General features: G+C 60.5%; 20 protein-coding genes and 1 tRNA gene. 9 read left to right on the plus strand and 12 right to left on the minus strand.

All coding sequences use genetic code 11. The features are described from left to right. Positions 1-109: 109 nt before the first annotated feature. The 4 genes from ACN0SO_RS15990 (at position 110) to galE (ending at position 6,452) form a co-directional block, all read left to right on the plus strand. Positions 110-1,435 (plus strand): tetratricopeptide repeat protein, encoded by a 1,326-nt coding sequence (locus tag ACN0SO_RS15990; RefSeq protein ID WP_417679481.1) that lies wholly within the window; start codon positions 110-112, stop codon positions 1,433-1,435. Positions 1,436-1,451: 16 nt separating this feature from the next. Then, positions 1,452-4,358 (plus strand): FecR domain-containing protein, encoded by a 2,907-nt coding sequence (locus tag ACN0SO_RS15995; RefSeq protein WP_417679483.1) that lies wholly within the window; start codon positions 1,452-1,454, stop codon positions 4,356-4,358. A gap of 194 nt (positions 4,359-4,552) precedes the next feature. After that, positions 4,553-4,628, plus strand: a tRNA-Phe gene (locus ACN0SO_RS16000). A gap of 798 nt (positions 4,629-5,426) precedes the next feature. Further along, positions 5,427-6,452 carry a UDP-glucose 4-epimerase GalE gene (gene galE / locus ACN0SO_RS16005; RefSeq protein ID WP_417679485.1) on the plus strand — a complete coding sequence of 342 codons (1,026 nt, stop codon included), beginning with the start codon at positions 5,427-5,429 and terminating at the stop codon, positions 6,450-6,452. A gap of 24 nt (positions 6,453-6,476) precedes the next feature. Here the strand turns inward: galE and ACN0SO_RS16010 are convergent, their stop codons facing one another. The 3 genes from ACN0SO_RS16010 to ACN0SO_RS16020 all read right to left on the minus strand — a co-directional run bounded on the left by ACN0SO_RS16010 (position 6,477) and on the right by ACN0SO_RS16020 (position 9,159). Next, positions 6,477-7,655 carry a cytidylyltransferase domain-containing protein gene (locus ACN0SO_RS16010; RefSeq protein WP_417679487.1) on the minus strand — a complete coding sequence of 393 codons (1,179 nt, stop codon included), beginning with the start codon at positions 7,653-7,655 and terminating at the stop codon, positions 6,477-6,479. Position 7,656: 1 nt separating this feature from the next. Beyond that, positions 7,657-8,589 carry an N-acetylneuraminate synthase family protein gene (locus tag ACN0SO_RS16015; RefSeq protein ID WP_417679489.1) on the minus strand — a complete coding sequence of 311 codons (933 nt, stop codon included), beginning with the start codon at positions 8,587-8,589 and terminating at the stop codon, positions 7,657-7,659. A 240-nt stretch (positions 8,590-8,829) separates the two neighbouring features. Beyond that, positions 8,830-9,159 carry a hypothetical protein gene (locus ACN0SO_RS16020; protein ID WP_417679491.1) on the minus strand — a complete coding sequence of 110 codons (330 nt, stop codon included), beginning with the start codon at positions 9,157-9,159 and terminating at the stop codon, positions 8,830-8,832. A 294-nt stretch (positions 9,160-9,453) separates the two neighbouring features. On the opposite strand from ACN0SO_RS16020, the gene ACN0SO_RS16025 reads away from it, so the two are divergent. Continuing rightward, positions 9,454-9,984 carry a hypothetical protein gene (locus ACN0SO_RS16025; protein WP_417679493.1) on the plus strand — a complete coding sequence of 177 codons (531 nt, stop codon included), beginning with the start codon at positions 9,454-9,456 and terminating at the stop codon, positions 9,982-9,984. A gap of 90 nt (positions 9,985-10,074) precedes the next feature. Here the strand turns inward: ACN0SO_RS16025 and ACN0SO_RS16030 are convergent, their stop codons facing one another. The 3 genes from ACN0SO_RS16030 to ACN0SO_RS16040 all read right to left on the minus strand — a co-directional run bounded on the left by ACN0SO_RS16030 (position 10,075) and on the right by ACN0SO_RS16040 (position 13,649). Then, positions 10,075-10,728, minus strand: a complete 654-nt coding sequence (locus tag ACN0SO_RS16030) for a class I SAM-dependent DNA methyltransferase (protein WP_417679495.1) — start codon at positions 10,726-10,728, stop codon at positions 10,075-10,077. Positions 10,729-10,991: 263 nt separating this feature from the next. Continuing rightward, the gene (locus ACN0SO_RS16035; RefSeq protein ID WP_417679497.1) at positions 10,992-12,590 is read right to left on the minus strand and encodes a peptide chain release factor 3; all 1,599 of its coding nucleotides are present in this window, start codon (positions 12,588-12,590) and stop codon (positions 10,992-10,994) included. Between the two features lie 165 nt (positions 12,591-12,755). Continuing rightward, positions 12,756-13,649 (minus strand): LysR family transcriptional regulator, encoded by an 894-nt coding sequence (locus ACN0SO_RS16040; protein WP_417679499.1) that lies wholly within the window; start codon positions 13,647-13,649, stop codon positions 12,756-12,758. Positions 13,650-13,781: 132 nt separating this feature from the next. On the opposite strand from ACN0SO_RS16040, the gene ACN0SO_RS16045 reads away from it, so the two are divergent. Then, positions 13,782-14,417: a methyltransferase domain-containing protein gene (locus ACN0SO_RS16045; RefSeq protein WP_417679501.1), complete on the plus strand. Its 636-nt coding sequence runs from the start codon at positions 13,782-13,784 to the stop codon at positions 14,415-14,417. A 5-nt stretch (positions 14,418-14,422) separates the two neighbouring features. Here the strand turns inward: ACN0SO_RS16045 and ACN0SO_RS16050 are convergent, their stop codons facing one another. Further along, positions 14,423-15,148: an MBL fold metallo-hydrolase gene (locus ACN0SO_RS16050; RefSeq protein ID WP_417679503.1), complete on the minus strand. Its 726-nt coding sequence runs from the start codon at positions 15,146-15,148 to the stop codon at positions 14,423-14,425. 107 nt (positions 15,149-15,255) lie between these two features. Here ACN0SO_RS16050 and ACN0SO_RS16055 point away from each other — a divergent pair, with 107 nt between their 5' ends. Both ACN0SO_RS16055 and ACN0SO_RS16060 read left to right on the plus strand, forming a co-directional pair. Beyond that, positions 15,256-15,639 carry a winged helix-turn-helix transcriptional regulator gene (locus tag ACN0SO_RS16055; protein WP_417679505.1) on the plus strand — a complete coding sequence of 128 codons (384 nt, stop codon included), beginning with the start codon at positions 15,256-15,258 and terminating at the stop codon, positions 15,637-15,639. Between the two features lie 214 nt (positions 15,640-15,853). Next, a complete protein-coding gene (locus tag ACN0SO_RS16060; RefSeq protein WP_417679507.1) occupies positions 15,854-16,459 on the plus strand; it encodes a YfdX family protein in 606 nt (201 codons plus the stop codon). An 87-nt stretch (positions 16,460-16,546) separates the two neighbouring features. Here the strand turns inward: ACN0SO_RS16060 and ACN0SO_RS16065 are convergent, their stop codons facing one another. After that, positions 16,547-18,238 (minus strand): alpha/beta hydrolase, encoded by a 1,692-nt coding sequence (locus ACN0SO_RS16065; protein WP_417679509.1) that lies wholly within the window; start codon positions 18,236-18,238, stop codon positions 16,547-16,549. A gap of 25 nt (positions 18,239-18,263) precedes the next feature. Beyond that, positions 18,264-19,220: a patatin-like phospholipase family protein gene (locus ACN0SO_RS16070; RefSeq protein WP_417679511.1), complete on the minus strand. Its 957-nt coding sequence runs from the start codon at positions 19,218-19,220 to the stop codon at positions 18,264-18,266. Here ACN0SO_RS16070 and ACN0SO_RS16075 point away from each other — a divergent pair. Then, positions 19,219-19,464, plus strand: coding sequence for a hypothetical protein (locus ACN0SO_RS16075; RefSeq protein ID WP_417679513.1), 246 nt, complete (start codon positions 19,219-19,221; stop codon positions 19,462-19,464). The genes ACN0SO_RS16070 and ACN0SO_RS16075 overlap by 2 nt on opposite strands. 440 nt (positions 19,465-19,904) lie before the next feature. Here the strand turns inward: ACN0SO_RS16075 and ACN0SO_RS16080 are convergent, their stop codons facing one another. The 3 genes from ACN0SO_RS16080 to ACN0SO_RS16090 are packed head-to-tail and all read right to left on the minus strand — an operon-like array spanning position 19,905 to position 22,968. After that, positions 19,905-21,050, minus strand: coding sequence for an ABC transporter permease (locus tag ACN0SO_RS16080; RefSeq protein WP_417679515.1), 1,146 nt, complete (start codon positions 21,048-21,050; stop codon positions 19,905-19,907). Then, positions 21,047-22,003, minus strand: coding sequence for an ATP-binding cassette domain-containing protein (locus tag ACN0SO_RS16085; RefSeq protein ID WP_417679517.1), 957 nt, complete (start codon positions 22,001-22,003; stop codon positions 21,047-21,049). The genes ACN0SO_RS16080 and ACN0SO_RS16085 overlap by 4 nt, the downstream gene beginning before the upstream one ends. Further along, on the minus strand, positions 22,000-22,968 hold the full coding sequence (locus tag ACN0SO_RS16090) for an HlyD family secretion protein (protein WP_417679519.1): 969 nt from the start codon (positions 22,966-22,968) through the stop codon (positions 22,000-22,002). The genes ACN0SO_RS16085 and ACN0SO_RS16090 overlap by 4 nt, the downstream gene beginning before the upstream one ends. Between the last annotated feature and the right edge of the window lie 172 nt (positions 22,969-23,140).

Genomic DNA, 23,140 nt, shown 5'->3' on the forward strand with positions numbered 1-23,140 from the left:
ACGCCGCAACGGAAGCTGCAGTGTGAGATTGGGATTTCGGAGCGCGACTTTGGGAGAAAGCCGTCTTACTTCTCCATTTCGGAAATTTGCCCGGTCATTTGCCGCGGCATTGTTGGTCGCTGCCGGCCTGACCGCGACGGATGCGCGCGCGCAGACCGCTTCTCCGGGCAACTCGGCGTTGCAGGCGCAACTGGCAGTGCGCCAGCAGCAACTCCTGCAAGTCATGCTGCGAAGGCCGGACGATCTGGATGCCGCGTTCGAATATGCAACCATATCCGCCCAGCTCGGTGACTATGAGGCTGCGATTTCCACTTTCGAGCGCATGCTGGTCTATGCCCCGGGCCTGCCGCGGGTGGAGCTTGAACTCGGAGTTCTCTATTTCCGGCTCGGTTCGTTGGACGCCGCCCGATATTACTTCGAATCGGCTTTGAAGGCTCCGAACGTGCCCCCGGAAGTCGAAGAGAAGGTGAGCGTTTACCTGGCGGCAATCGACAACCGGGAGGATCCTGCCAAATTCACGGCATCGATCGCACTTGGTGTGCGCTATCAGTCGAACGCGAATGCCGGACCGGGCGGGCGACGGGTGGTCTTGAACGGCACGCCGTTTCTGCTGAGCGAGACGTCGACCGGCCAGTCTGATGTGAATGCATTTATCGCAAGCCGTATCCATGGCGCCTATGACCTGGGCACACAGGGCGACTTGCTGGAGGGCGATCTGCTTCTCTACGGCGCGCGCTACTATGATCAGGTCAGGCTTGATTCCGGCATTGGCGAACTCACGTTCGGCCCGTCTTTCAACATGGAACGGTTCAACATCGACGATACGCGTGTCGGCATATACGGGATTCTCGCCGGCGTCAGGCTCAACCACGATGGTTACTCAGGTTCCCTGGGCCTGGGGTCGCGCTTTGTCACCGAGGTTTCGCCAACGACAAGGCTGACGGGCAAGGCTGAATTCCGGCGGCGGTGGTACAATGATACCACGGAGTATCCGACTGTGTCGGATCGCAGCGGCTACGTGATCCTGGGTGACCTTGTCCTCTATCGCCAGATTTCCCGGTCTGTCCTTTTGCGGTCCCAGATATTCGGCGATTTCGAAGAGGCGAAGAAAAACTGGAATCAAAGTTGGGAAGCGGGCTTCTCCGTTGGCGGAACATACAAGTTCGCGTCACTGGTCAAGTCTTTGCCGGATCCCTGGTCGATCGACATGGAAACAGGATTTGCCTACCGCGATTTCGACAGCCCCGATCCGATCATCAGCACGACCGAGTCGGAATATGATTACGAGGGCTGGGTGCGGGGTGTATTCTCCGTGCCGTTGCGGGAAAAGTTTACCGTGAACCTGACAGGCGAAGTGCGGCGGCAATACTCGAATTATGACCTGAGCACCTATACCAACGCCTCTGCCATGTTGAACGTGGTCAGAAAATTTTGAGAAGCGGGAGGTTTCCATGAGAAAAGTCTCCAGTCCCATAACGCGTCGCCGCCGGCTCGGTGGCGTCAGGGTGTTTCTGTCGGCCGCCGTCTTGTGGATGCCGGCGATGCCCGCTTCTGCTGTCGAAGTTGGCGTTGCCGCGGCGGTCAACAGTGCCGCCTTCGGAACGCCGCCGGGTGGAAACAGAACCACCAAGGTTCTTGGCGACAACGTGATTTACAACGAGCGCATCGAAACCAGCACGGGCGGACTGGTTCAGGTGTTGCTGGTTGACGGATCGACCTTCACCGTCGGCGCCAATTCCGATCTTGTCATCGATGAATTCGTCTATGATCCGAACGCGGGCACCGGAAAACTGGTCGCCTCCTTCAGCAAGGGCGTTGCCCGGTTTGTCGGCGGCAAGCTCAGCAAGAACCAGGGCGGGGTGACGGTCAAGACGCCGGTGGGGACGATCGGGATCCGGGGCGGCATCGCAAACCTCAATCTCTCCGGCAACAATCCGACCTTCTCGCTGCTGTTCGGCAAGGAGCTGAACTTTCTGGGCACCAATGGGCAGCATCTGCGCGTCTACGAAAGCGGCTACACTCTGAACGTCAATCAGCTCGGCGCGGCCAGCATTCGCCGCACGACCCAGGAGGACCTGGGGCAGGTCCAGAGCGCCATGACCAGCCGCAACGGTCAGCGTGGCGGTGCGAGCAGATCGCCGACCGACGACAGCGTTTCCGGATCGGGTTTTGTCAACAGCAATTCGGGACTTGGCTTGATCAGTACCTTGCCGCGGCCAAAGCCTGAGGTGGTTCTGAGCACGAAATTTTCCGATGTGGACGATACGCTTATCAACATAAACCAGGCGAATACGGAAAATGCCGAGACGGAGGTCGAAACATCCGAAACGACGAATGTGCGGGTCCTGCGGGCCGGCACCACGTATTCGCCGTCCTTCAACAGCTCTCTGGTCATCAGCAATCCGGGAAATCAGGGTCTGATCGGAGGGCCTGACGGCACGGATATGACGGCGACGTTCAAGAGCGGAAAGATTTTCAGCGGTAATTCCAAGGCTCTCTATATCGGGTCGGTCGGTGGCGATCCGGTCTATATTTTTGATCCGAAGAATAATGGGCTGAAATATTTCTCTCAGGTGAGCACAGATCAGGGGAACGTCTTCGAGAATTACTCTTCATCTTATGTCCCTGCCGTTCCCCTTCTCAATGGCACCACATACGGCAATGCCAAGACAAATGCGCAGGGCGTGATGGTGACCGGGGATCAGTTTGCCGCTGCGGCCTATTTCCTGGCCACGGGGCAGATCGGGACCAGCAATCCGACCTTCAATTACGGCGGACAGGACGTGATCTACCTGTTGTATGGCGTCGGGACGGATTTCTCGTCGTTCGGAAATGCCAGCGATCCGCTCAAGGTCCGGTCCTACAAGCTCTATTCCGATCCGCTGACCATGTTCCAGCTGGGAACCAGCAACTCCGACGGCAGTTTTCAGCCGGTGACGACCAACGCCCTGTTCGTCAATCCGCTCGTGGCACAGGACCTCGGCGCAAGCTTCATGTCGAATGTATCGTCCACCGGCCTGTTGATGATCGAGGACAGCCCGACGACGCTGGACAATGCCAAGTTCCTGGCATCTTCCTTCCGGATTGAGGGGACCGGTGCCAGTCAGAAATCGATGATTTCCCTGGGCGTCGGCACCATCTTTGAGGAAAGCGGGGTGCTGCAGACCAGCTTCGGACGCCGCGGCAGCCATCGAACGAGCACCACCCAAAGTTCCGCCGTTTATGGCGGGGCTGTCGGCACCGAGGCCGGACCCGATGGCGGCCATTTCTTCGGCTCCAACGCCCAGAACCTCCTCCTTTCCGGCGAGGTGGAAAATGCGGATGCCTACAGCGACAGCTACCTGAACCTGCCGAGTGGCACGTCTTCGGCCGATACCGTCAGCAACACGGTTCACCCGGCCGAATTGCAAACCGAATATAACGTCAGCAGTCTGTCCCGTACTTCGCGCACACTTTACGGCTATGGCGCGGGCATGGTCGAGTCGAGCGAAAATACCAATCCGGTCGCCTTCAGCAGCTCCAAACCGGACGAACTGATGCTGACGTTCAATGCCGGCAACAACTCCCTGCTGGCGACATTGAACATTACCGACAGACAGGCGCAGGATTCGAATGTCGGGGGCTACACGTTCAAGTTCGGGACGGAGAGTGACGGATCAGGCGCTTCCCGCTCGGCCTTCATCGACGACGACAACTATGCCGCCCGCGATTCCAAGACGCCGACCGATACCTCTGCCACCCTGATCGACGACCTCGGGGGCGTTAACGTGCCGCATGTCGCTGATGACAACGTCAACAGCTACATGGTTCCGAACACGCTGGTGGGCGATGCGGACAATGCGATCATGTCCGGTGTCAACGAATGCACCTGCGCATTCCTGGAGTGGGGGTATTGGGGGACGAAGGCCAACTTCAAGAACGCGAACTTCAGCGGTGGCGAACGGACCGACTATGTTCATCTGGGAACCTGGGTCGCCGGCAGTATGACGAACTCGGCCGACCTGCCGACGACCGGATCGGCGACCTACGCCGGACACGCGGTCGGCAATGTCGTGAACGGATCGGACCAGTACCTGGCCGCCGGCAATTTCAACATGTCCCTGGATTTTCAGTATCGCACCGGGACGGCGTCCGTATCGAACTTCGACGGCAAGAATTTCAGCGCCACCCTGTCGGAAACGACGGTCAGCAGCGGCAACCTGTTCAACGGCTCGGTTTCCGGAGCCTTCAGCGGGGAAATCAACACGTCGGTCGTTGCCGGTCCGTCGACCAACCACGACGGCGTGATCGGCAGTTTCAACGTCAAGGAAGGAAGCACCTGGAAAGCGACGGGTATCGTTGCCGGTCAGCTGCAGTAAACAGTGGCGATGCTCCAGGCTAAAGCACTGAAAAAGAAGGGGTATCAGGGCAGAGAAGAGGGGTTGGCAGAAAGCGCGGGCAGCCAACCCGTCCTTGTTGAAAAACTTTGCCGGGGCGCTGGACAAGGCCCGGTCCAGCCTCTATAAGACCCGAGCTTTCAGCGCTCGGACGGCCCCGCCGCCAAGTGCAACAGGCCCGGATAGCTCAGTTGGTAGAGCAGCGGATTGAAAATCCGCGTGTCGGTGGTTCGAATCCGCCTCCGGGCACCACTTCCCCTATTTCATTTCAGATGACTCCCCGTTAGATCCCGTATCGCGACGGATGATCAATAGAGCGACTTTGCTTGCGATTTTGCCTCCTGTCTGCAATTGACCCGATGCTCAATCTTCGCCCACTTTGGCGAGGAGCCTTCTGCCGGATTTTGCACCATAGGAACTTGCGATGACCGAAGTCGGAAAAATTGTTAAGTTGTCTATATCTGTCATTTCGTTGTCTCTGGGGTTGTTCTTATCCCTTCCATATTTGAATTCAAATTTTGAATACATGATTTATACGAAATTTGATTATCAAATAATCTTCATAATTTTGTATATTTTATTGCGTCAAAAGGGGGGTGTTCAAAAGATTCTGGATCTATTGGTTATGTCGGTGTTTCTTTACATTAATCTCGAGATTATTCCGATGAATTGCCTACCGATCATCGGACAATAACGTCGACGGTTATCCATTGTCTTCCTTGGGGCGACGAGTGTTACGGTGATTTCATCCAACCAGCGAACCAAGCGGCACACCCCACCTTCAAGAAGCGGATTCGCCTTTTTTAGCTCTGAGGCGGTAGCGAAAATGACCGGCAGGCAGTCAAGAAATTGCAGTGTGCGTGCGCGGAAAAAACATCGGCAGGAGCTTGGTATTCGGCTGTTCCGCCTCTGCTGCCCCGCAGTTTAGGAGCTGTCCATTATTTTCTGATAATCGAAGAAACGGATCGCCGGAAGCCGGTGGTCTGTGAGATTATTTTTGGTAATTTTGCAGGGCGCGGGAAAGCGTCATGTTGAGGCGGGGGGCAACGCATGACCGTCCTGATCACCGGCGGCGCCGGATATATCGGATCTCATTGCTGCGTGGCCTTTCTGGCCGCAGGGCATGATATCGTCGTACTCGACAATTTGAGCAACTCCAGAACCGAAAGCCTGCAGCGGGTCGGCGAGATTTCCGGCCGGAAGATCGCTTTCGAGAAGGTCGATGTCCGGGATCAGGCGGCCGTGGAAGGCATTCTCCGGCGCTACGGCTGTGACAGCGTGGTTCATTTCGCTGGCAGCAAAATCCCCCGGGAGTCCATCGACCGGCCACTGGACTACTACGACAACAACGTCGTCGGTACGCACCGGCTCCTGTCGGCCATGGCCGCCGCGGGCGTTCACCGGCTGATCTTTTCCTCCACGGCCGCCGTTTACGGCCAGCCGCAGTTCTTCCCCGTGACCGAGGACCATCCGCTGGCGCCGGGTCATCCTTACGGGCGGACGAAGCTGATGGTGGAGGACATGCTGCGCGACGTTTCGGCCAGCGACGACCGCTGGCGCTTCGGTATCCTGCGCTATTTCAATCCGGTCGGCGCCCATCCGAGCGGGTTGATCGGAGAAGATCCCCTCGGCGTTCCGGCCAACCTGATGCCCTTCATCGCGCAGGTGGCGATCGGCCGGCGCGAGTGCCTGCAGGTGTTCGGCAATGATTACGACACGCCGGACGGCACGGGCGTGCGCGACTATATTCACGTCATGGATCTGGTCGAGGGCCATCTCACCGCTCATGACGCGCTGGATAGCGCGACGGAGGACAACCGCTGCTACACGGTCAACCTGGGCACGGGCACCGGCTACAGCGTGTTGCAGATGATCCATGCCTTTGAGCGGGCGTCGAACCGGACCATTCCCTATGTCATGGCCCCGCGGCGCGACGGCGATGTGGACGAGTGCTACGCAGGTATCGAAAAGGCGGCGGACGTGATCCACTGGCGGGCGAAGCGCGATCTGGAGGCCATGTGTCACGACACCTGGAACTGGGTCTGCAAGAACCCCAGGGGCTACGAAGCCGCCTGAACTCCTCGTCCTCGCTGACTTGCCTTACGCGATCAGTTGCCGGGCAAGCAGGGTATCGCTCATCTCACGCAAGGCCCCCTTTCCGCCGGAGGCCTCCAGTACGATATCGGCTACGGCAAGCGCATCGGCATGAGCATCGGCGGGCGCGAAGGCCAGGCCGCAGGCCGCCATGCAGGCAACGTCATTGATGTCATTGCCGATATAGGCGATCTCGGCCCATTCCAGCCCGTGCTCGGTGCGCCAGGCGTCCAGGGCGGAAAGTTTGTCGTCCACGTGGTTCTGGACCGGCATCTTCAACTTGGCCGCGCGGGCCTTCACCACCGGGTTGGCTTCCTTCGACAGGATCAGGAGGCGGACACCCCGGTCCCTTAGCCGTTCGATCCCCATGCCGTCCCGCCGGCTGCACAGCACGGCTTCCTGGCCGTCCTGGCTGACCAGCACCCGGTCATCCGTGTGGACGCCATCGAAATCGGTCACCACTGCCTTGATCCGGCCAGTCCTCGGCTCCCGGCGCGGCGGCCGGACCTTACGGGAGACCTCAAAAGCTTCGGCCATGTCCCAATCTTCCGGGGTGTCGATTTCGATGGTCGGCGCGGTCACCGGAACCAGAACCGTGCGGCCGCAGAACCGGGTTTGCTCGGCCAGGAACGGCTCCACGCGCATGGCATAGATCGCCCCGTTTTCCCGGTAGCGCGGCGTCATGTCCTGGCGGCGTTGCCGGGGCTTTGTATGGTCGTGAGTGATGCCTTCGGCGAAACCGGCACTGTCCTCCTGCCAGATGAAGCCGTGATCCTCGACCGCCGAAAACGCGCTCTCCGCTTCTTTCTGGAGCATCGTGTCGACCACAAGGTCGATGTCCGCCGACGTCGTGAACGGCGAGGTGCATTGCAGGAAGACGAGAATGTCCGGCAGGCCGGCTTGGTCCGCCTTCAGGTGCTCCAGGGCATGCAGCAGTGCGGATTCGGAACTGGCGGTGGCACCGCTGATCTCTGCGGGCCGGACGATGGCATGCGCCCCGGCGGCCCGGGCCACTTTCAGGATCTCCACATCGTCGCTGGAAACGAAGACGCGCTCGATTGAGGCGGCATGGAGCGCGGCGTCAACGGTGCGGGCAACGAGCGGCACGCCGCCGAGCGGACGGATGTTCTTGCCCGGAAGCCCTTTCGATCCCCCGCGGGCCGGAATGACCGCGACGACCCTCATGTTACGAGACTTGCCGGATCTGTCCGCGCTGCTTTGCTTCCTGCCATTTCAGCTTGTCATGCTGGACCTGCTCCACGTCGAGGAGATCCTTTTCCTTGTAGCGAAGCGTCTTGGAGACATTGCGCAGGTCGCGACACAGGCGGCGCAACCCGTCCGGCTCCAGGCTGGCGGCGTGGTCCGTGCCCTTCCAGGTGCGGTTCAGGGTGAAGTGGCGCTCGATATAGGAAAGGACGCCCTGGCCGTAGCGCTGGAAGCCGAGGACGCCGGCGGTCATGGCGGCGATATCGGTCGCGATGCCGTGATGGTGTCCGGAAAAGCCGATCGACTTGACCCGGTCGCCGTAGATTTCCTGCAGGCGGTTGATTTCCAACAGGCAGACATCCTCGAATTCCACCGGATAGCCGGAGGTGCAGGCATAGACCACCAGGTCCTTCGCCCGGCCGCGTTCCTCGTAGAACTCGACCATCCGGGCGATCTCCGCCCGGGTCGTCATGCCCGTGGAAACATGGATCTCGCCGTCATAGTTGCGGCAGAGATAGTCCTGAAGTTCGAAATGCTGGTTGGTGGCGGACGGGATCTTGATCAGCATTGGCTGCAGGGCGACGATTTCCTTCGCCGAGGTCAGGTCCCACACGGAGGTGGAATAGTCGATGCCGGCCAGCCGGCACTCTTCCTGCAGTTCCTTGTGCTGGCCCGCAGTGAATTCCAGGAACTCCCGGTGCTCGCCATAGGTGGCGCCGTAGGAGTTGTGCGGGACCGGATGGGGCGTTTTGAACTCGGAACCGGACAGCAGTTCACGATTGTTGCGCTTCTGGAACTTGGCCACATGGGCGTGGCAGACATTCGCCGCGACCTGGATCATCTCCTTGGCGATGTCCATGTCGCCCTTGTGATTGCAGCCGATTTCGGCAATCACCTTGATTTCGTGAGCCATGGTCTGAAGCCTTTCCCGGCGGCTTGATCTGGTGACGTCGTGCACTGACGTTCCGCGTCGACCGGCCGGGCGATCGATCCGATGATCGTGACGTAAAGCCCGCGAATCGCCCGAATCCCAGGACGCAGTTCAGATAGAATGCCTAAAGACCGGGCAATGCCAAGGCACTTGCCATGGTTATGCTCAAGAGTTTGCTAAACGTGTCTGCCCGTTTCGAGCTGTCCGGAACGCCTGTGATAATTATACGAAGACCCGGGCGAGCGAGGTGACGGCCATGGCGGTGATCGCCCGGCGCGGGCCTTCCAGGGCGCCGTCCTGTTCGGGAAGGGTCATGGCGATCCGGTTGAGGTCGGTTGCGTCCATACGGTCGAGATCCGCTGCCTTGGCGGCCTCTTCCGCCGCAAAGCGGATCGTATCGAACAGCTTCACCAATTGCCGCCAAACGTCCAGCGGCGGGCTGTCCGCGGTCTCGCACCAGCGGATAATGTCGCTCGGTTCCGCCTTCAGATAGCTGGCGGCTTCTTCCGGTGTCAGTCCGAACAAATCAATGATCGTCTTGAAATTACTCATCTCTGTGATCCGCTGTTGGTCTCTCCGAAACCTCTGAACCGTTCATATTGCACTGCAATATGGCGAAATGTCGAGCGGTAAACTGTCGTTGGGTTAATCGGTGGGGATAAGCGGATGGAGAGAGGTCGGTTGTCGGGTCAAACGAGGGGCATCTTGTTGCCTTGATCCGAAATGTGACTACAGGTGAAATGCTTATGGCTTCGCTTCCGCTCAGGGCCAACTTCCGGCGTTGGTCAGAAATCAGGGCGGCGTCAATGAATTCGGTTTGGAGCAGTTTGCTCCAAAGGAGGGACGATGAAACGAGGTGTGTTAGGAGCAGTTTTAGCGATAGGTCTGTTCCACGCGGTGTGTGTGCCTGCCATGGCCGGTGACGGGGACATGCGGATAGAGATCCGGCAGGGCTATGCCGGGACCACCCTAAAACAGGTTTTTGACGCCTCCTCGATCAGGCAGGGCGATTATACCAAAAAGGTCTTGATCAATGGCGAGACTCTATTCGTCACGCAAGCCGCAGCGGAAAGATTGCAGGAATGGGCCAATTCGAAAAACAGCGTGTTTAGCTATAGACTTGTGAAAGAGTCTGATGACCCTGCGCGCCTTCCGCTTCCTTCCGGAATTCCGGGCTCGGAGCGGAATAAGGCCTTGCAGGGCGACATCTACCAGACCTTGGTCACCAGTGGACCGAACGAGTGTTACAATCGCTGCCTTGGCGACCAGGGCTGTGCGGCCTGGATGTTCTACGAAGGCATGATCTGTGCCTTGTACACGAATGCCGACTATTCCTTCGACCGTCCCGACACGATTTCTGGAAGGTTGTCTCGCTAAAAGCCGGTTCCTGCGCGGCAATGACGGCAGGGGGCGGAAATTCCGCCGCATATTTGGCTGTCACCCAGGCCCGGTTTTCAGCCCCTGCTTTCAGGCGACACGGCAAAGCGTATGGATGATCCTGATCTCATCCGCAAAGTCTTCGTTTTCCGGAAGATACCGGCGCGGTTCGCTGATGTGGAGCGCGGTCCACAGGCCGTCGCTTTCGAGCAAGCCGATCAGTGCGGCGAAATCGAGCGACTCCCAGCGGTCGGTACGCTGGGTAAAGGCGATGACGCCGCCGGTGCGCACGCAGCGGCACAGGTCGCGGAACAGCGCTTCCGCATCCGCGATATAGGTCAGAACCCCGACGGAAATGGCGGCGTCGTAGCTGTCGTCTTCAAGCGGCAGGGGATGTTTTTGAAGATCGTGGCATACCAGCTTCTCGTAGCCGCCGCGCGTCTCCGCCAGCTTGAGAGATTCAGCCGAAATATCGATGCCATCGATGTGAAACTCCCCAAACCGGCTCAGCGCATCGGCGACCAGTCCGGTGCCGCAGCCGACGTCCAGGATATGCGCCATCGGAGCAAGATGAGGCGCGAGCAGGGCGGCCGCATCTTTCGGCGCCTGATAGTCCCACGCGGCAAGCGTCTCATCGTAGGTTTTGGCCCAATCGTCGTAATAGTCCGCGATTGCGTCCGGGTCCGTTGATCCTGCCTTAAGCGAGGGAAAGCCGCCGGATCGGGATTTGTCGTCTTGTGCCATGCCGTGGTCCTTGATCGATGGGTTCCGGATACGCCGTTTTTTTGCGGTGTTCCGGAAACAGGGGTCAGGGGGGCGATCAGGAGTAACAGGCCGCAGGCGACGGAAGCAAGGCAGGGCAGGGGATAAGGCGGCGCGGCTCCCCGCATGGATGCGGGGATTGCCGAAGACCCTGAGGAATGCGCTCTCCCGGCAATGACGGCGGAGTTTGCGGTGTGGTTGTAGCCAACAAACCGGCTCCGAGGCGGAGCCGCACCTCGGATCGCTCACCCCTCGTGCACGATCTCGCGGGTTTCGCGGAACTTCACGTCCGGGTATTTCTCGCCGATATAGCCGACTTCCCAGGCGTTCTTGAACAGGAACACCGGCCGGTCGTCGCGGTCGTTGGCAATCGACATGCGGTGGTTCTCGATCATCTTCTGCAGCGTCGCCGGGTCGGTCTCGATCCAGCGGGCGGTGGCGTAATTGACCGGTTCGAAGCCGATTTCCGCGCCGTATTCCGCCTTGAGCCGGTCGACGACCACGTCGAGCTGCAGGATGCCGACGACGCCGACGATCCAGTTGGAGCCGATGTCGGGTTTGAAGATCTGAACGAGGCCTTCCTCGGCCAGGTCCTGCAGGCCCTGGCGCATCTGCTTGACCTTCATGGTGTCGCCAAGACGCACCCGGCGCAGGATTTCCGGCGCGAAGGCCGGCAGGCCGGTGACGTGGATGTCCTCGCCCTCCGTCAGCGTGTCGCCGACCCGGAGCTGGCCGTGGTTGGGCACGCCGATGACGTCGCCCGGATAGGCGGTCTCGGCGATCTCGCGTTCCTCGGCGAAGAAGAAGATCGGCGCGGTGACGGCGATCACCTTGCCGGCGCGCACGTGCTTCAGCTTCATGCCGCGCTTGAACGTGCCCGAGCACAGGCGCACGAAGGCGATCCGGTCCCGGTGCTTGGGGTCCATGTTCGCCTGCACCTTGAAGACGAAGCCGGTGACCTTGTCCTCGTCCGGCCGGATGGTCCGCCCGCCGGTGGCCGGTTGGGAATGCGGAGGGGGGGCATAATCCGCGATGAAGTCGAGCAGTTCCTCGATGCCGTAGTCGCGCAGCGCGGAGCCGAAGAACACCGGGGTCAAATGGCCTTCCAGGAAGCTGTCCCGGTCGAAGGCCGCATAGCCTTCCGCGCCCAGTTCGACGTTTTCGGTGAACTCGTCCATGATCCGGTCGAAGACGGTGTCCACGAGGATCGGGTCCTCGAGGCCGGAAACGTCGAGGGTGCGGGCGTAGGCGCCGCCGCGTTCGCCGGCAGAGGTGTGGAACTTCTTCTTCTGCCAGTCGTAGACGCCGAAAAAGTCGGAGCCCATGCCGACCGGCCAGGTCTGCGGGGACACGTCCAGCGCCAGCGCCTCCTGGACCTCGTCGAGGATTTCTAGCGCGTGCCGGCCTTCCCGGTCGATCTTGTTGACGAAGGTGATGATCGGAATGTCCCGGAGGCGGCAGACCTCGAACAGCTTGCGCGTCTGGGCCTCGATACCTTTTGCCGCGTCGATCACCATGATCGCCGCGTCGACGGCGGTCAGCGTGCGGTAGGTGTCTTCGGAAAAGTCCTCGTGGCCCGGCGTGTCGAGCAGGTTGTAGATGATACCGTTCCGCTCGAAGGTCATCACCGAGGACGAGACCGAGATGCCGCGTTCCTGTTCGATCTTCATCCAGTCGGACCGGGCGCGGCGGCGCTCGCCGCGGGCGCGCACCTGGCCGGCGGCGCGGATGGCGCCGCCCGACAGGAGCAGCTTTTCCGTCAGCGTCGTCTTACCGGCGTCCGGGTGGGAGATGATCGCAAAGGTGCGTCGCGTCAGATAGGGCGCGCCGTTCATGGTGGCCATTCAAAAAGCTCCTCGGGCTCCGGCCGGTACAAGGACCGGAGGCGCGCGACGCTCTGGAAAACTCCGGGGCGCGCCGGTCTGTCAGGCCTGGCTCGAAAATGGGTGTTGCCGTTGGCGCTTGGTTCTAGAGAAAGCGGGCCGAAAAGGCCAGCAAAGAATGCGGCTCTATGCAGTGCGGCTCAGCGCTTCGGCGAGGAAGTCATAGACCAGACGAATGCGGCGGGACGTGTTGAGTTCGCGGTGGGTAACGAGCCAGACCGGAAAACGGATCGGCGCCATTGCGGGAAGGACCCGGACAATGCCGGGCGTGCGTTCGGCGACGTCCTCCTGCATGATGCCGATGCCAAGTCCCTGGCGCACCATCTGCCAGCCGACAACGCCGCTGGCGGAATCGAACCTGATGTTCGCAGCGGTGGCCTTGAGGCCGAGCCCGTTCAGAAACCGGACCATTTCCTCCCGATTGCCAAAGCCGACGAAGACCTCTCCGGTCAGATCCTTGAGGGACTTCGGACGCCCCGTTCGCTCCAGCAGGCTTTCGGCGGCGTAGAAATGGGCGCTCGCCTCCCGGATCAGCCGGGCGACCAGATCTTGATGCTGCGGCCGGACGTGGCGGATCGCGATATCGGCTTCCCGGCGGCGAAGGTCGGAAAGCGCATTCGAGGCGATGACTTCGATTTCGATGCCCGGTGCCGCAACGCGCAGCTCGGCCAGGATCTCCGGCAGTACGAAGGCGGCCATCACGTCGCTCGCCGAAATGCTGACCCGACCTTCGATCGCCTCCGACCTGGCAGAGGCCGTCAGGCCCGTCTGCAATGCGGCTTCAGCCATTATGCGCAACGAGGGGAGCAGATCGCGTCCCGCGTCCGTCAGAACGATGGAGCGGCCGGCGCGTTCGATCAGAACGACGCCGAGGGCTTCTTCAAGGGCTGCCACCTGGCGGCCGATGGTCGGCTGGGTGAGATGAAGTGCCTTTGCCGCGGCCGACAGTGAGCCGAGTTCCGCCGTGGCGAGAAATGCCCGCGCCTGGTTCCAGTCAAAGCCGATTGCCGCCCAATTCATGCGTTTTTGTATAGAAGGTCTGCATAATTATGCAATTCTGGTTTTATGGCGAAGATCGTATAGAGACCGGATCGCAAACGCAGTCGACCGGGGCTGCCGCAGATTGCCCTCATCAACCGACAGGGGATGCCGATGACGGATGGAGCCAGTTTCTGGGACAAGGTCGCAACGCGCTATGCCCGCTTGCCGGTTCGAAATGAAACTGCCTATGCCGAAACGCTCGCCCGCACGCGTACGTATCTCAAACCGTCCGACCGGGTGCTTGAGATCGGCTGCGGCACCGGCACCACGGCGTTGAAGCTCGCTGAGACCGTGGAAAGCATCCTGGCGACCGATGTGTCCGGGAACATGATCGGGATCGCCACAGGCAAACTCGCCGACGGCTCGGCCGGCAACGTCAGTTTCCGGCAGGCGGAGATCGGTGCCGATACCCTTGGCGGCGGCTCATTCGATGTGGTGCTTGCCTTCAACCTTTTGCATCTCATCGGCGATACCGCAGGTGCGATCCGCCAGGTTCGCGATCGACTGAAACCGGGCGGATTGTTCATTTCCAAGACCGTTTGCCTTTCCGAAGCAGGACTGTTGCTTCGGTCCTTGTTCCGCCTCCTGATCCCGGTCATGCAGCTCTTCGGCAAGGCGCCGTTCGTTCATTTTTTGAAAATCAGTGAGCTGGAGAGGCTTATCCGAGCGGAGGGATTCGAGATCATCGAGACCGGCAATTATCCGGCGAAACCGCCGAGCCGGTTCATCGTCGCCCGCAAGGTCTGACCCTGTCAGTCGGATCCGAGCTGGGCGAGATGCTTTAAATGCCGGCGGACAATGTCTGTATCCAACGGTCCGCCGTGGCCGACGTAAAATGCTCTGGCGCCTCTTGCCAGCAGAAGTTCGAGCGAAGCGACAACCTCGTTGACGGCTTCCTCGAACGGCGGTCGCTTCGGATGTCTCCTGAACATCAACCCGCCAAGCAGAATTCCGGAAGCGGCCAGATCCCCGGCGAAGGCGACGCCGTTTTCCGTGAGGATCGACAAGGAACCCGGCGTGTGTCCGGGTGTGTGGAGGGCATGACCGGGAAGGCCGAAAGGCCGCAGGTCCAGCGGGGCGCTGCCGGTCAGCAGGATATCCGGTTCGAAACTGTTGAAGGGACGTTCAATCGCTCCTGTGAGATTGAAAAGCTGTCCGAACAGGCCGGTTGGCTTCAGGAGCGGCAGTTCTCCCAGGCAATAGGCCCGGTCCTGTTCGTGCAGGAGGATCGGCGCACCGGAAAGATCCCGGATCCGCTTCGCACTGCCTGCGTGGTCGATATGGCCGTGGGTCACGGCAATGAGTTTCAGGTCGGACCAGCCAAGGCCGTTCGCTGCGAGTGCCCGTTCCACCTTCCTCTCCGAACCCGGCAACCCGGTATCGATCAGCACGGCTCCGGTGTTTGTTTTGAATAGAAAGGCATTGACCATCCCGCCTGGGAGGATCGGAATCGTTGTGATTGTATTTTCTGACATCATTGCAACAGCTCCGTCCTGGTCTTAGGTTTTTCTGCGAGCCTGCTTAGGCTGAGCTGCAAATCCGCTCAATTAGGTACCTTTTTGTAACCGGAACGGCGAGGGACGGCATGACGGCAACGAGGCGGAAACTCTGGTCGCTACCGGATACGGACGTCTGTCCTGTGGCCGACACGCTGAAAAGCATCGGCGGCAAGCACACGCCTAAGATCCTGCATTGCCTGACGATACAGGACCATCATTTCCTGGAACTGACCCGTGCGTTGCCCGGTATCAGCCGGAAGGTTCTGACCGAGGAACTGCGCCATCTGGAAGCCATCGGACTGGTGACGCGCACCGAACGCCTCGATGCCAGGCATCGGGTGCGCTATGGCCTGTCGGAAAAGGGGCGAGGTCTTGCCGTCATTCTCGGTGATATCTTCAGCTGGGCGATGAAATATCCGGCGGACGTTTCCGTCACGACTGAACGGCAATCGAACCGCATGTCCGGCTGATCAGGCGCGTGAACACCTGAACCCGCATGGAACTCCGGCCGGGCTTTCCGAACTCCCGTTCGCTTTTTTAAGGGGGCAAATTAAGGAGCATCGGTAAAAAATGTTTAATATTCAAACGCTTGCATTGGTGTAGGTGCGGGTCCACTCGTCCACTCCGACGAAGGCAGCCGTACAGACGACGGCCAAGCCGGAAGGTTTCAAGAACCGATGGAGAATGACGCCGAAATCGAGAGCAGCAATTGCCTCGCTGGTTGCAGCAGGCTTGATCGGCGCCACGGCACTGACCTCGGCAGCAGTTTATGCGGCGGAGGCCTCTCATCAGGCGGACATGGCCAAAATGGACCAGAAGGCTTCCAATGTGGCCGACACCTTCCTCAAATTGTCGATGGACGGCCTTGAGGCCATGTCCGATGTGCATGCGGCCTGTCTGGCGATCTATAACGGCGACACGGACAAGGCGGAAAAGGACGCCACGACCCTGGATAAGGTGGTCAAGGCCGGAACTGGATCGACGAAGGGCGGTGATGAAAGCCGCTATCTTCCGCTGAATGCCCAGATCTCGGTTCTGAAAGACTACGCCCTCAAGACGGGCGACAACAAGCACGCCGTGACCCATGCGGCGCTGATCGATCAGCAGGTGGCCTACACCTATGTGGCGGTGCCCTATGACCAGTTGACCGCTAGCCTCTACCACGCAGGCATGAACCGCAAGGACAAGAAGGCCCAGTTGGCGAACATGGACCTGAAGGCCTTCGAGGACAGCCTCGTCGTCGACCGGGTTTCGATCGACGGCATCCCGGACATGGACGTCCAGGGCTGACACCCCTGCAAAATCTCAAAGCAAGCCGGGAGTTGTTCGCGCCCTCCCGGCAGCAGTGTTTCGGAGCCTTCTGCCGAAAGGATCAACTCACATCCGGCTCAGCCGTTCGGCAGCGCTTTTGCTGCAACCGATCCCTTCGACGGCGCTGCACAGGGATTTCAGGGCGGCCGTGTCCTCCGCTGTCCATCCCGCGGGACCGGTCACGGCGGCCCAGGCGTCGATATAGTCCATCTTGTCGTAGTTATGGCCGTGTCGTTGCGGCAGGTGTGTGGCCAGCAGCATGTCGAGGGCAAGCTGCAACTGGGTCACCACCGGCATGAACGTCAGCTCCGGCGAAACGTCGGGGGCGGGTTTTTCCCGCATCCACTGGGGCGACCGCCAGAAGGAATTGGGATCGAAAAAGACGATCGGGTCCGAGGCGTATTGCAGGAACACGATCCGCACTCTGCCCCAATGGCTGCCCTGTTCCTGCGGCGTCACATACTGGGAGGCAAAGCGGATCACCTCGCCGTCCTCGATCCGCGGCAGGACGAAGGGCGTTCCGGAGTTACGGGCGGCGGTTGCGTGCAACCAGTGTGCGGAGGGAAACGGCGGTCCGGACCACAAGGCGCCGGCAATCGGTTCGTTGATCATGTGGATGATATCGAAGGAATACATGGACGACCAGGCACCGAGACTGATGCCGTGCATGTAAAGCCTGGGGCGGCCGTCCTCGGGCAGCTGCCGCCAATAGCGGTAGATGGTGTCCATGGTGGCCGAAGCCTGATCGAGGCCGGTGCGGGTTTCAAACACCAGCGCCAGCGGGGACTGCAGATAGGAATATTGGACGGCAACGGTGGCGACGTCACCGTCGTGCATCATTTCGAGAATGTCGTGGCTGCCCGGATCGAGCCAGCCGGTCCCTGTCGGACTGGCCACCAGCAGGATCTTGCGGTCGAAGGCTTTCAGCCGGATCAGTTCCTGCAGCGCGAGTTGGGCCCGAGCCTTCGGGCTCTTGTCCTGCGAACGCCCCACATAGACACGGATGGGTTTTTTGGCGGTCCGGCCGGTGAAGTCCGATATTTCCGCCGCCGTCGGTCCTCCCATGATGAAGTTCCGCCCGGGCTGGCCCATCGCCTTCCAGCTCACCAGGGAATTGGCGCCGCCGGGAAAGTCCGGGTCACCGGGGGGAGGGGGCGCGGTGTCGAACAGGTTCTGGGCAGTTTCGTAGGAGGTATCCAGAAACTGAAGTGTCGCCGGCAGGACCCAGTCGCGGGACGCGATGAAGGCAACTGTCAAGAGGACCGCCAGTCCGAGAACTCCGGCGGCACGCGGGGCCATGTACCGGTACAGCCGGAACCGCAGGATGTCGAATATCCTCTGGATTGCCACTCCGATCAGAAAAAGCGCGGAAAACACGGCCAGGCTGAGGAGAACGATGCCGACGATCGTGGTGGATTCGATCGGCTCCATGTCCACGTGCAGCCGGACGGAGTTCTGCCAATCGGTTGTTTTTGAGAGGTTATGGATGAGCAGCGCCAGCGCCGGCAACAGGACGGCAGTCCGGGCAAAAGTCAGGAGCCTTCCGCGCGGCTTTGGAAATTCCAGGGCGGTCCAAAGGAAGATTGCGAAGCGTCCGAGCATATAGCCGATCGCCATGACCAGACCGGCGAGAATTCCTTGAAGCAGCCAGCCTCGGGGAATGAGCGACGGCGTGAGCGCGGCCGAGAAGAAAAGCAGACCGACGGACAGCGGGACGATGCCGGGCATGTGCAGGCGGAACATCTTTAAACCGGTCATTTAAACAGCCCTCGCATAGGTTCCCTCACGGTCGGTCCAAAACGGCGTCGATCTCGCGTTTGAAAGTGTCGCGCGCCTGGTCCGCAGCGGCCAGAATGGCTTCCACCTTGAAGAACTCCATGGTGCTGAACTGGCCAATGGGCGGGCGCACCAACAGGTCTGGATGGGAACCGGTCAGTTTCGCTTCCACGATTGAATGCAGGGTGATGTTGAAGGAGCTGATCCAGACCTTCATCGCCCCTGGCGTGTTTCCGTCGTCGTGGCTGTCGCTGCCGGTGACGTCGATGCCGATGGTCGCGATATCGTCCGGAGTATCCAGCACATCAAAAGGTGTCGGGTTGACGAAACCGCCGTCGATCAGCAGCACCCCGTCGCGGCGCACCGGTGTCAAAAGGACCGGAAGCGCGGACGAGGCAGCAATCGCGCTCAACAGAGGGCCTTCGCTGATCAGATACTGGCTCTGGCCATGATAATCGGTCGCGACGACTTTCAACGGGATCTGAAGGTCTGAAAAATCCCGCTTGAGACTGTCGGGTAGGAGGGAGCCGAGCAGAACCTCGGGATCGATGACCGCGGGCTTCACAAGGTTGAACAGGGAGGCCCAGTTTTCGCCGGTGTCCAGCAGCAGTTTCTGCATGAGGGGACGCCGCTTGGCGAAAAGATCCAGCGTGTAGGTTCGGATATCCCGGCCGCTCATGCCGGAACAATAAACCGCCCCGAGGATCGCCCCCATGGACGTTCCCGCGATTTGCGTTGGGCGAACACCCAGTTCGTCCAGGCATTCCAGGAACGGGATATGGGCGAACCCCTTCGCCGCGCCTCCGCCAAGTGCCAGGGCAATGCCGTCTTTGCGGGAGGGGGCGGGGTCCTGCGCATGACCGCTGTTCACGATCCAGTTCGGCAGGGGTTCTGAGGCGGCAGACGAAGCTGCGGCAAGGAGCCCGGCCCCGGCGGACAGGAGAATATCGCGGCGCTCGATCATGAAAAGCCCCTCCCTTAAAGGCCCGCAGCATAAAGAGATGCCGCCATCCGATCAATCGATGCGCCGCAGCCTTGCCGGTACCGGTCTGAAATCAATCCAGCCTCTTCTTGAACCGGAGCGTTGCGATGCTTTTCGCAAGACCGACTATTTCCCGGACGGCAGCTTCCTTTTCCCATTGAGCCTGTGCAATGACATTTTGAATGAGCTTTCGCATAGCTCGCTTCTTAGTTCAAACGGCTCGTAAGGCAGGTGGGCCGAATAATCGATTGGTTGGTTCTTGTTTGTAAATGTTCCGACATTGCAATAGTTTAAAGGCATTGTACCTGGAAAGAGCGTGTCCGGTACGCTTTGTATTCTTGCCAGCGAGCGCTCTAAGACTTCAAGGGTCGACAATAGGTCCTCGCTCAAATTGTTTCCCAGGCAATTGTAAACAGCTCTCGGTGCCGACAAAAATGAACACCCTGTCGTTTTCGGGTAGCTTGGGGAGGTAATCCGATACGGCGCGGACATAGTTGTTCCAGGCCGGGGGGCACGCAGTCCGGTTGAGTGCGGGATTGGCCGCTACCTCAAACGGCCAAGCCAGCGACAGGATGCCGACTGCTCGGAAAACCCGGAAAGTACCGCGCATCTTATCGCTTCTCATCAAAACTTCCTCCTGCGGTCATGCCGAAAGGGTACGTCGAGTTAATCCAGCCGTTTCTTGAATCGGAGCGCGGCCAGAGCCATGCCCAGGGCGAAGAAGCCGGCGAGCCAGAGCGCGTCGAACTGGAGGTCTGCCAGCTCTGCCTCGCGCAGGACGATGCCGCGGATCATGCGCATGAAATGGGTCGCCGGCAGGACCTCGGCGATATACTGGGCGGCGATCGGCATGCCTTCATAGGGGAACATGAAGCCGGACAGCAGGATCGACGGCATCAGCACGAAGATCGTCATCTGCATGGCCTGAAGCTGGCTGTTCGCAAGGGTGGAGAACAGCAGGCCGAGAGACAGGCTGGCGGCGATGAACAGGAGCGTACCGCCCAGAAGCGGCAGCAGTCCTCCGTTGAACGGCACGTTGAAGACCGCATAACCGAGCCCGAGGATGATGGCCACCTGCACAAGGCCGATGAAGATATAGGGGATGATCTTGCCGATCATCAGCTCGATGGGTTTCACCGGCGTGTTGATCAGCATTTCCATATTGCCGCGCTCGCTTTCGCGCACGATCGCCGCGGACGTGAACATGATCATGGTCATGGTCAGGATCACCGGCACCAGCCCTGGCACGATATTGACCACCGTCCGCTGTTCCGGGTTGAAGAACAGCGCCACCTCGAAGGTCGGCGTGGAACGGTTCGCCGGCTTGTGCAGGAGCTCGGTGAGCGGCATGGCGCGCAGGGCCTTGATCGCGCCAGCGATCATTGTGTCGGACCCGTCCACGATCCACTGGGCGACCGGCCGGCTGGTCTCCTCGCTGGTCGAAGGCGGGGTGCCGAGGCCGACGCTCGGGCTGCGGGCAAGGCGGCTGGCGAGATCCCGCGGAATGATCAGCGCGGCGCGGACCCGGGAGCCGGTGATCGCCGCCTGGGCTTCTTCCACGGTGTCGTAATGTTCTGTGAAGTCGACCACCTGGGTCGCCAGAATGGTCTGCACCAGGATCCGGCTGATACCTGAATCCGAATGATCCACCAGCGCCACCGGGATATGGCGCACATTGGTGTTGATGGCATAGCCGAACAAAAGGAGTTGCATCAGCGGGATCATGACGATCATGCCGAAGGTCATCCGGTCCCGCCTCAACTGCATGAATTCCTTGAACAGGATTGCGGAAATGCGCCGGAGGGATCTCATTGCCCGCTTCCTTTCGCAGCTTGCCCCGATACCGGCATAACGCCGGTGTTGGTGACGAAAACGTCCTCGAGATTCGGCCGGACCTTGCAGACCTGTTGCGCTTCCTTGGACTGGGGCAGGGACCGGAACCAGGCTTCCGGATCGGTGACGTCCTTGGTGACCAGAACCCGGAGCCGTGCACCGAGCTGGGCCGCAGAGCGAACTTCCGGCAGGGCCGTCAGGTCCTTGCGCAGGGTCCTGAGATCATCGCCCTCGATCTCCAGCACGTTGGTGGCCATGTCCGCCATCAGTTCGGCCGGCGTTCCGTCGGCCCGCTTGTGGCCGTGTTCCATGATCGCGATGCGGTGGCAGCGTTCCGCCTCGTCCATGAAATGGGTGGAGACCACGATCGTGGTGCCCGCATCGCTCAGGTCGAAGAGCTGTTCCCAGAAATCCCGGCGCGATTCCGGATCGACCGCCGAGGTCGGCTCGTCGAGAAACAGAAGGTCCGGTTCGTGCAGGACCGCGGCGGCAAGGGCGAGCCGCTGGCGCTGGCCGCCGCTCATGCTGCCCGCACGTTGCTTGGCGAGGTCGGTCAGGTCGTAGATGTCCAGAAGGTCTTCGATCCGCCGGCGTTCCTGTTTGCGCCCCAGGCCGAAGATCTTGGAGAAAAACTGAAGGTTTTCCGTGACGCTCAGGTCCCGGTAAAGGGAGAACGTCTGGGTCATGTAGCCGATCCGGTATTTCAGGTTTTCCGCGTCTCGTGGCAGGGTATTGCCCAGGACCTCCAGTTCGCCGGAGGTCGGCGTCAGAAGACCGGTCAGCATGCGCATGGAGGTGGTCTTGCCGCAGCCGTTGGGGCCGAGAAAGCCGTAGATCATGCCTTTGCCGATCTCCAGGTCGACTTGGTTCACGGCCGTGACCTCGCCGAATTTCCGGGTCATCCCTCGGGTGCGGACCACCAGGTCGCTCATGGCAGCAGAACCTGGGCGGGGACGCCGCTCGGCAGGCTTTCCGCCGATGCGGGCAGGTCGACCTCCGCCAGATACATCAGCCGGCTGCGCTGCTCCTGATTGAGGGCGTAGTAGGGCGTAAAGGCCGGCTCTGAACTGATCCAGCGCACGGTGCCCTCCAGCGGATCGTCCAGGCCGTCGATCCGTACCGTCAGCTTGTCTCCCTGCTTCACCTTCACCCGGTAGGGTTCGGGGACGTAGACCCGCGCAAAGGGCGCATCTCCGGCCAGCAGGATGGCAACCGGGCTGCCCATGGTGACCCGCTCGCCGAGGTTCCATGGCAGGCTGTCCAGAATTCCGTCGCGCGAAGCCTCGATCGTCAGGTCGGACAGGACCTTTTCCTGGCTCTCAAGACTTGCCTGGGCGGCGGCGAGTTCCGCTTCCGCCATGGCGAGATCTTCCCGCCGGGCGCCGTTTTCCAGCTGGCGCAGCTCTTCTTCCGCGCTCTGGAGCGAGGCGTCGGCCGCGTCCCGGTTGGCAAGGGCGCTGTCGTAGCTCGCCTTGCTGGCCGTTCCCCGGGAGCTGAGATCCTGGGCGCGCTCGAAACTCTGTTTCGCCTCCAGAAGAGCGGCCTTGGCACCGCTGACCTTGGCACGGGCGGCCGCCAGTTCCTCTTCCCTTGCGCCGTTGCGCAGCTTTTCCAGATTGGCCGCGGCCCGTTCGACCTCCGCCTTGGCGCGGGCGACTTCCGCCTGTTGCTGCTTGTGATCGAGCCGCACCAGCACGTCGCCCTTCTTGACCGGCGAACCCTCCGCGACAGGCAGGTCGATCACGACCTCGGCCGCTGTTGCCGTCAGGGCGACCCGGTCACGTTCGATGGTACCGAGGGCGATGTTGCCGCCGTCCTCCTGACAGGCGGCCAGGAACAGGAGGCCAAGCAGCGGGGCAAGTCTGGCGTAGGAAGGACGGAGAAAGCGTTTTCGCATGAGGCGGGACCTTGATGTAACGCTGAACGGGAATACGCAGAAGTCACGAGGCACCATAAAGAGGGTGCCCGGAATTGCCAATCATCGCGGCTGGGATTTAAAGCTGTTGAAGCAAGGTTCCCGCTCTTGCTTTCGCAGCGTGTCGAACGCCAGTCTCCCTGCGTGCGTGCCC

The organism is Roseibium sp. (assembly GCF_048260565.1).
Lineage (GTDB): Bacteria > Pseudomonadota > Alphaproteobacteria > Rhizobiales > Stappiaceae > Roseibium.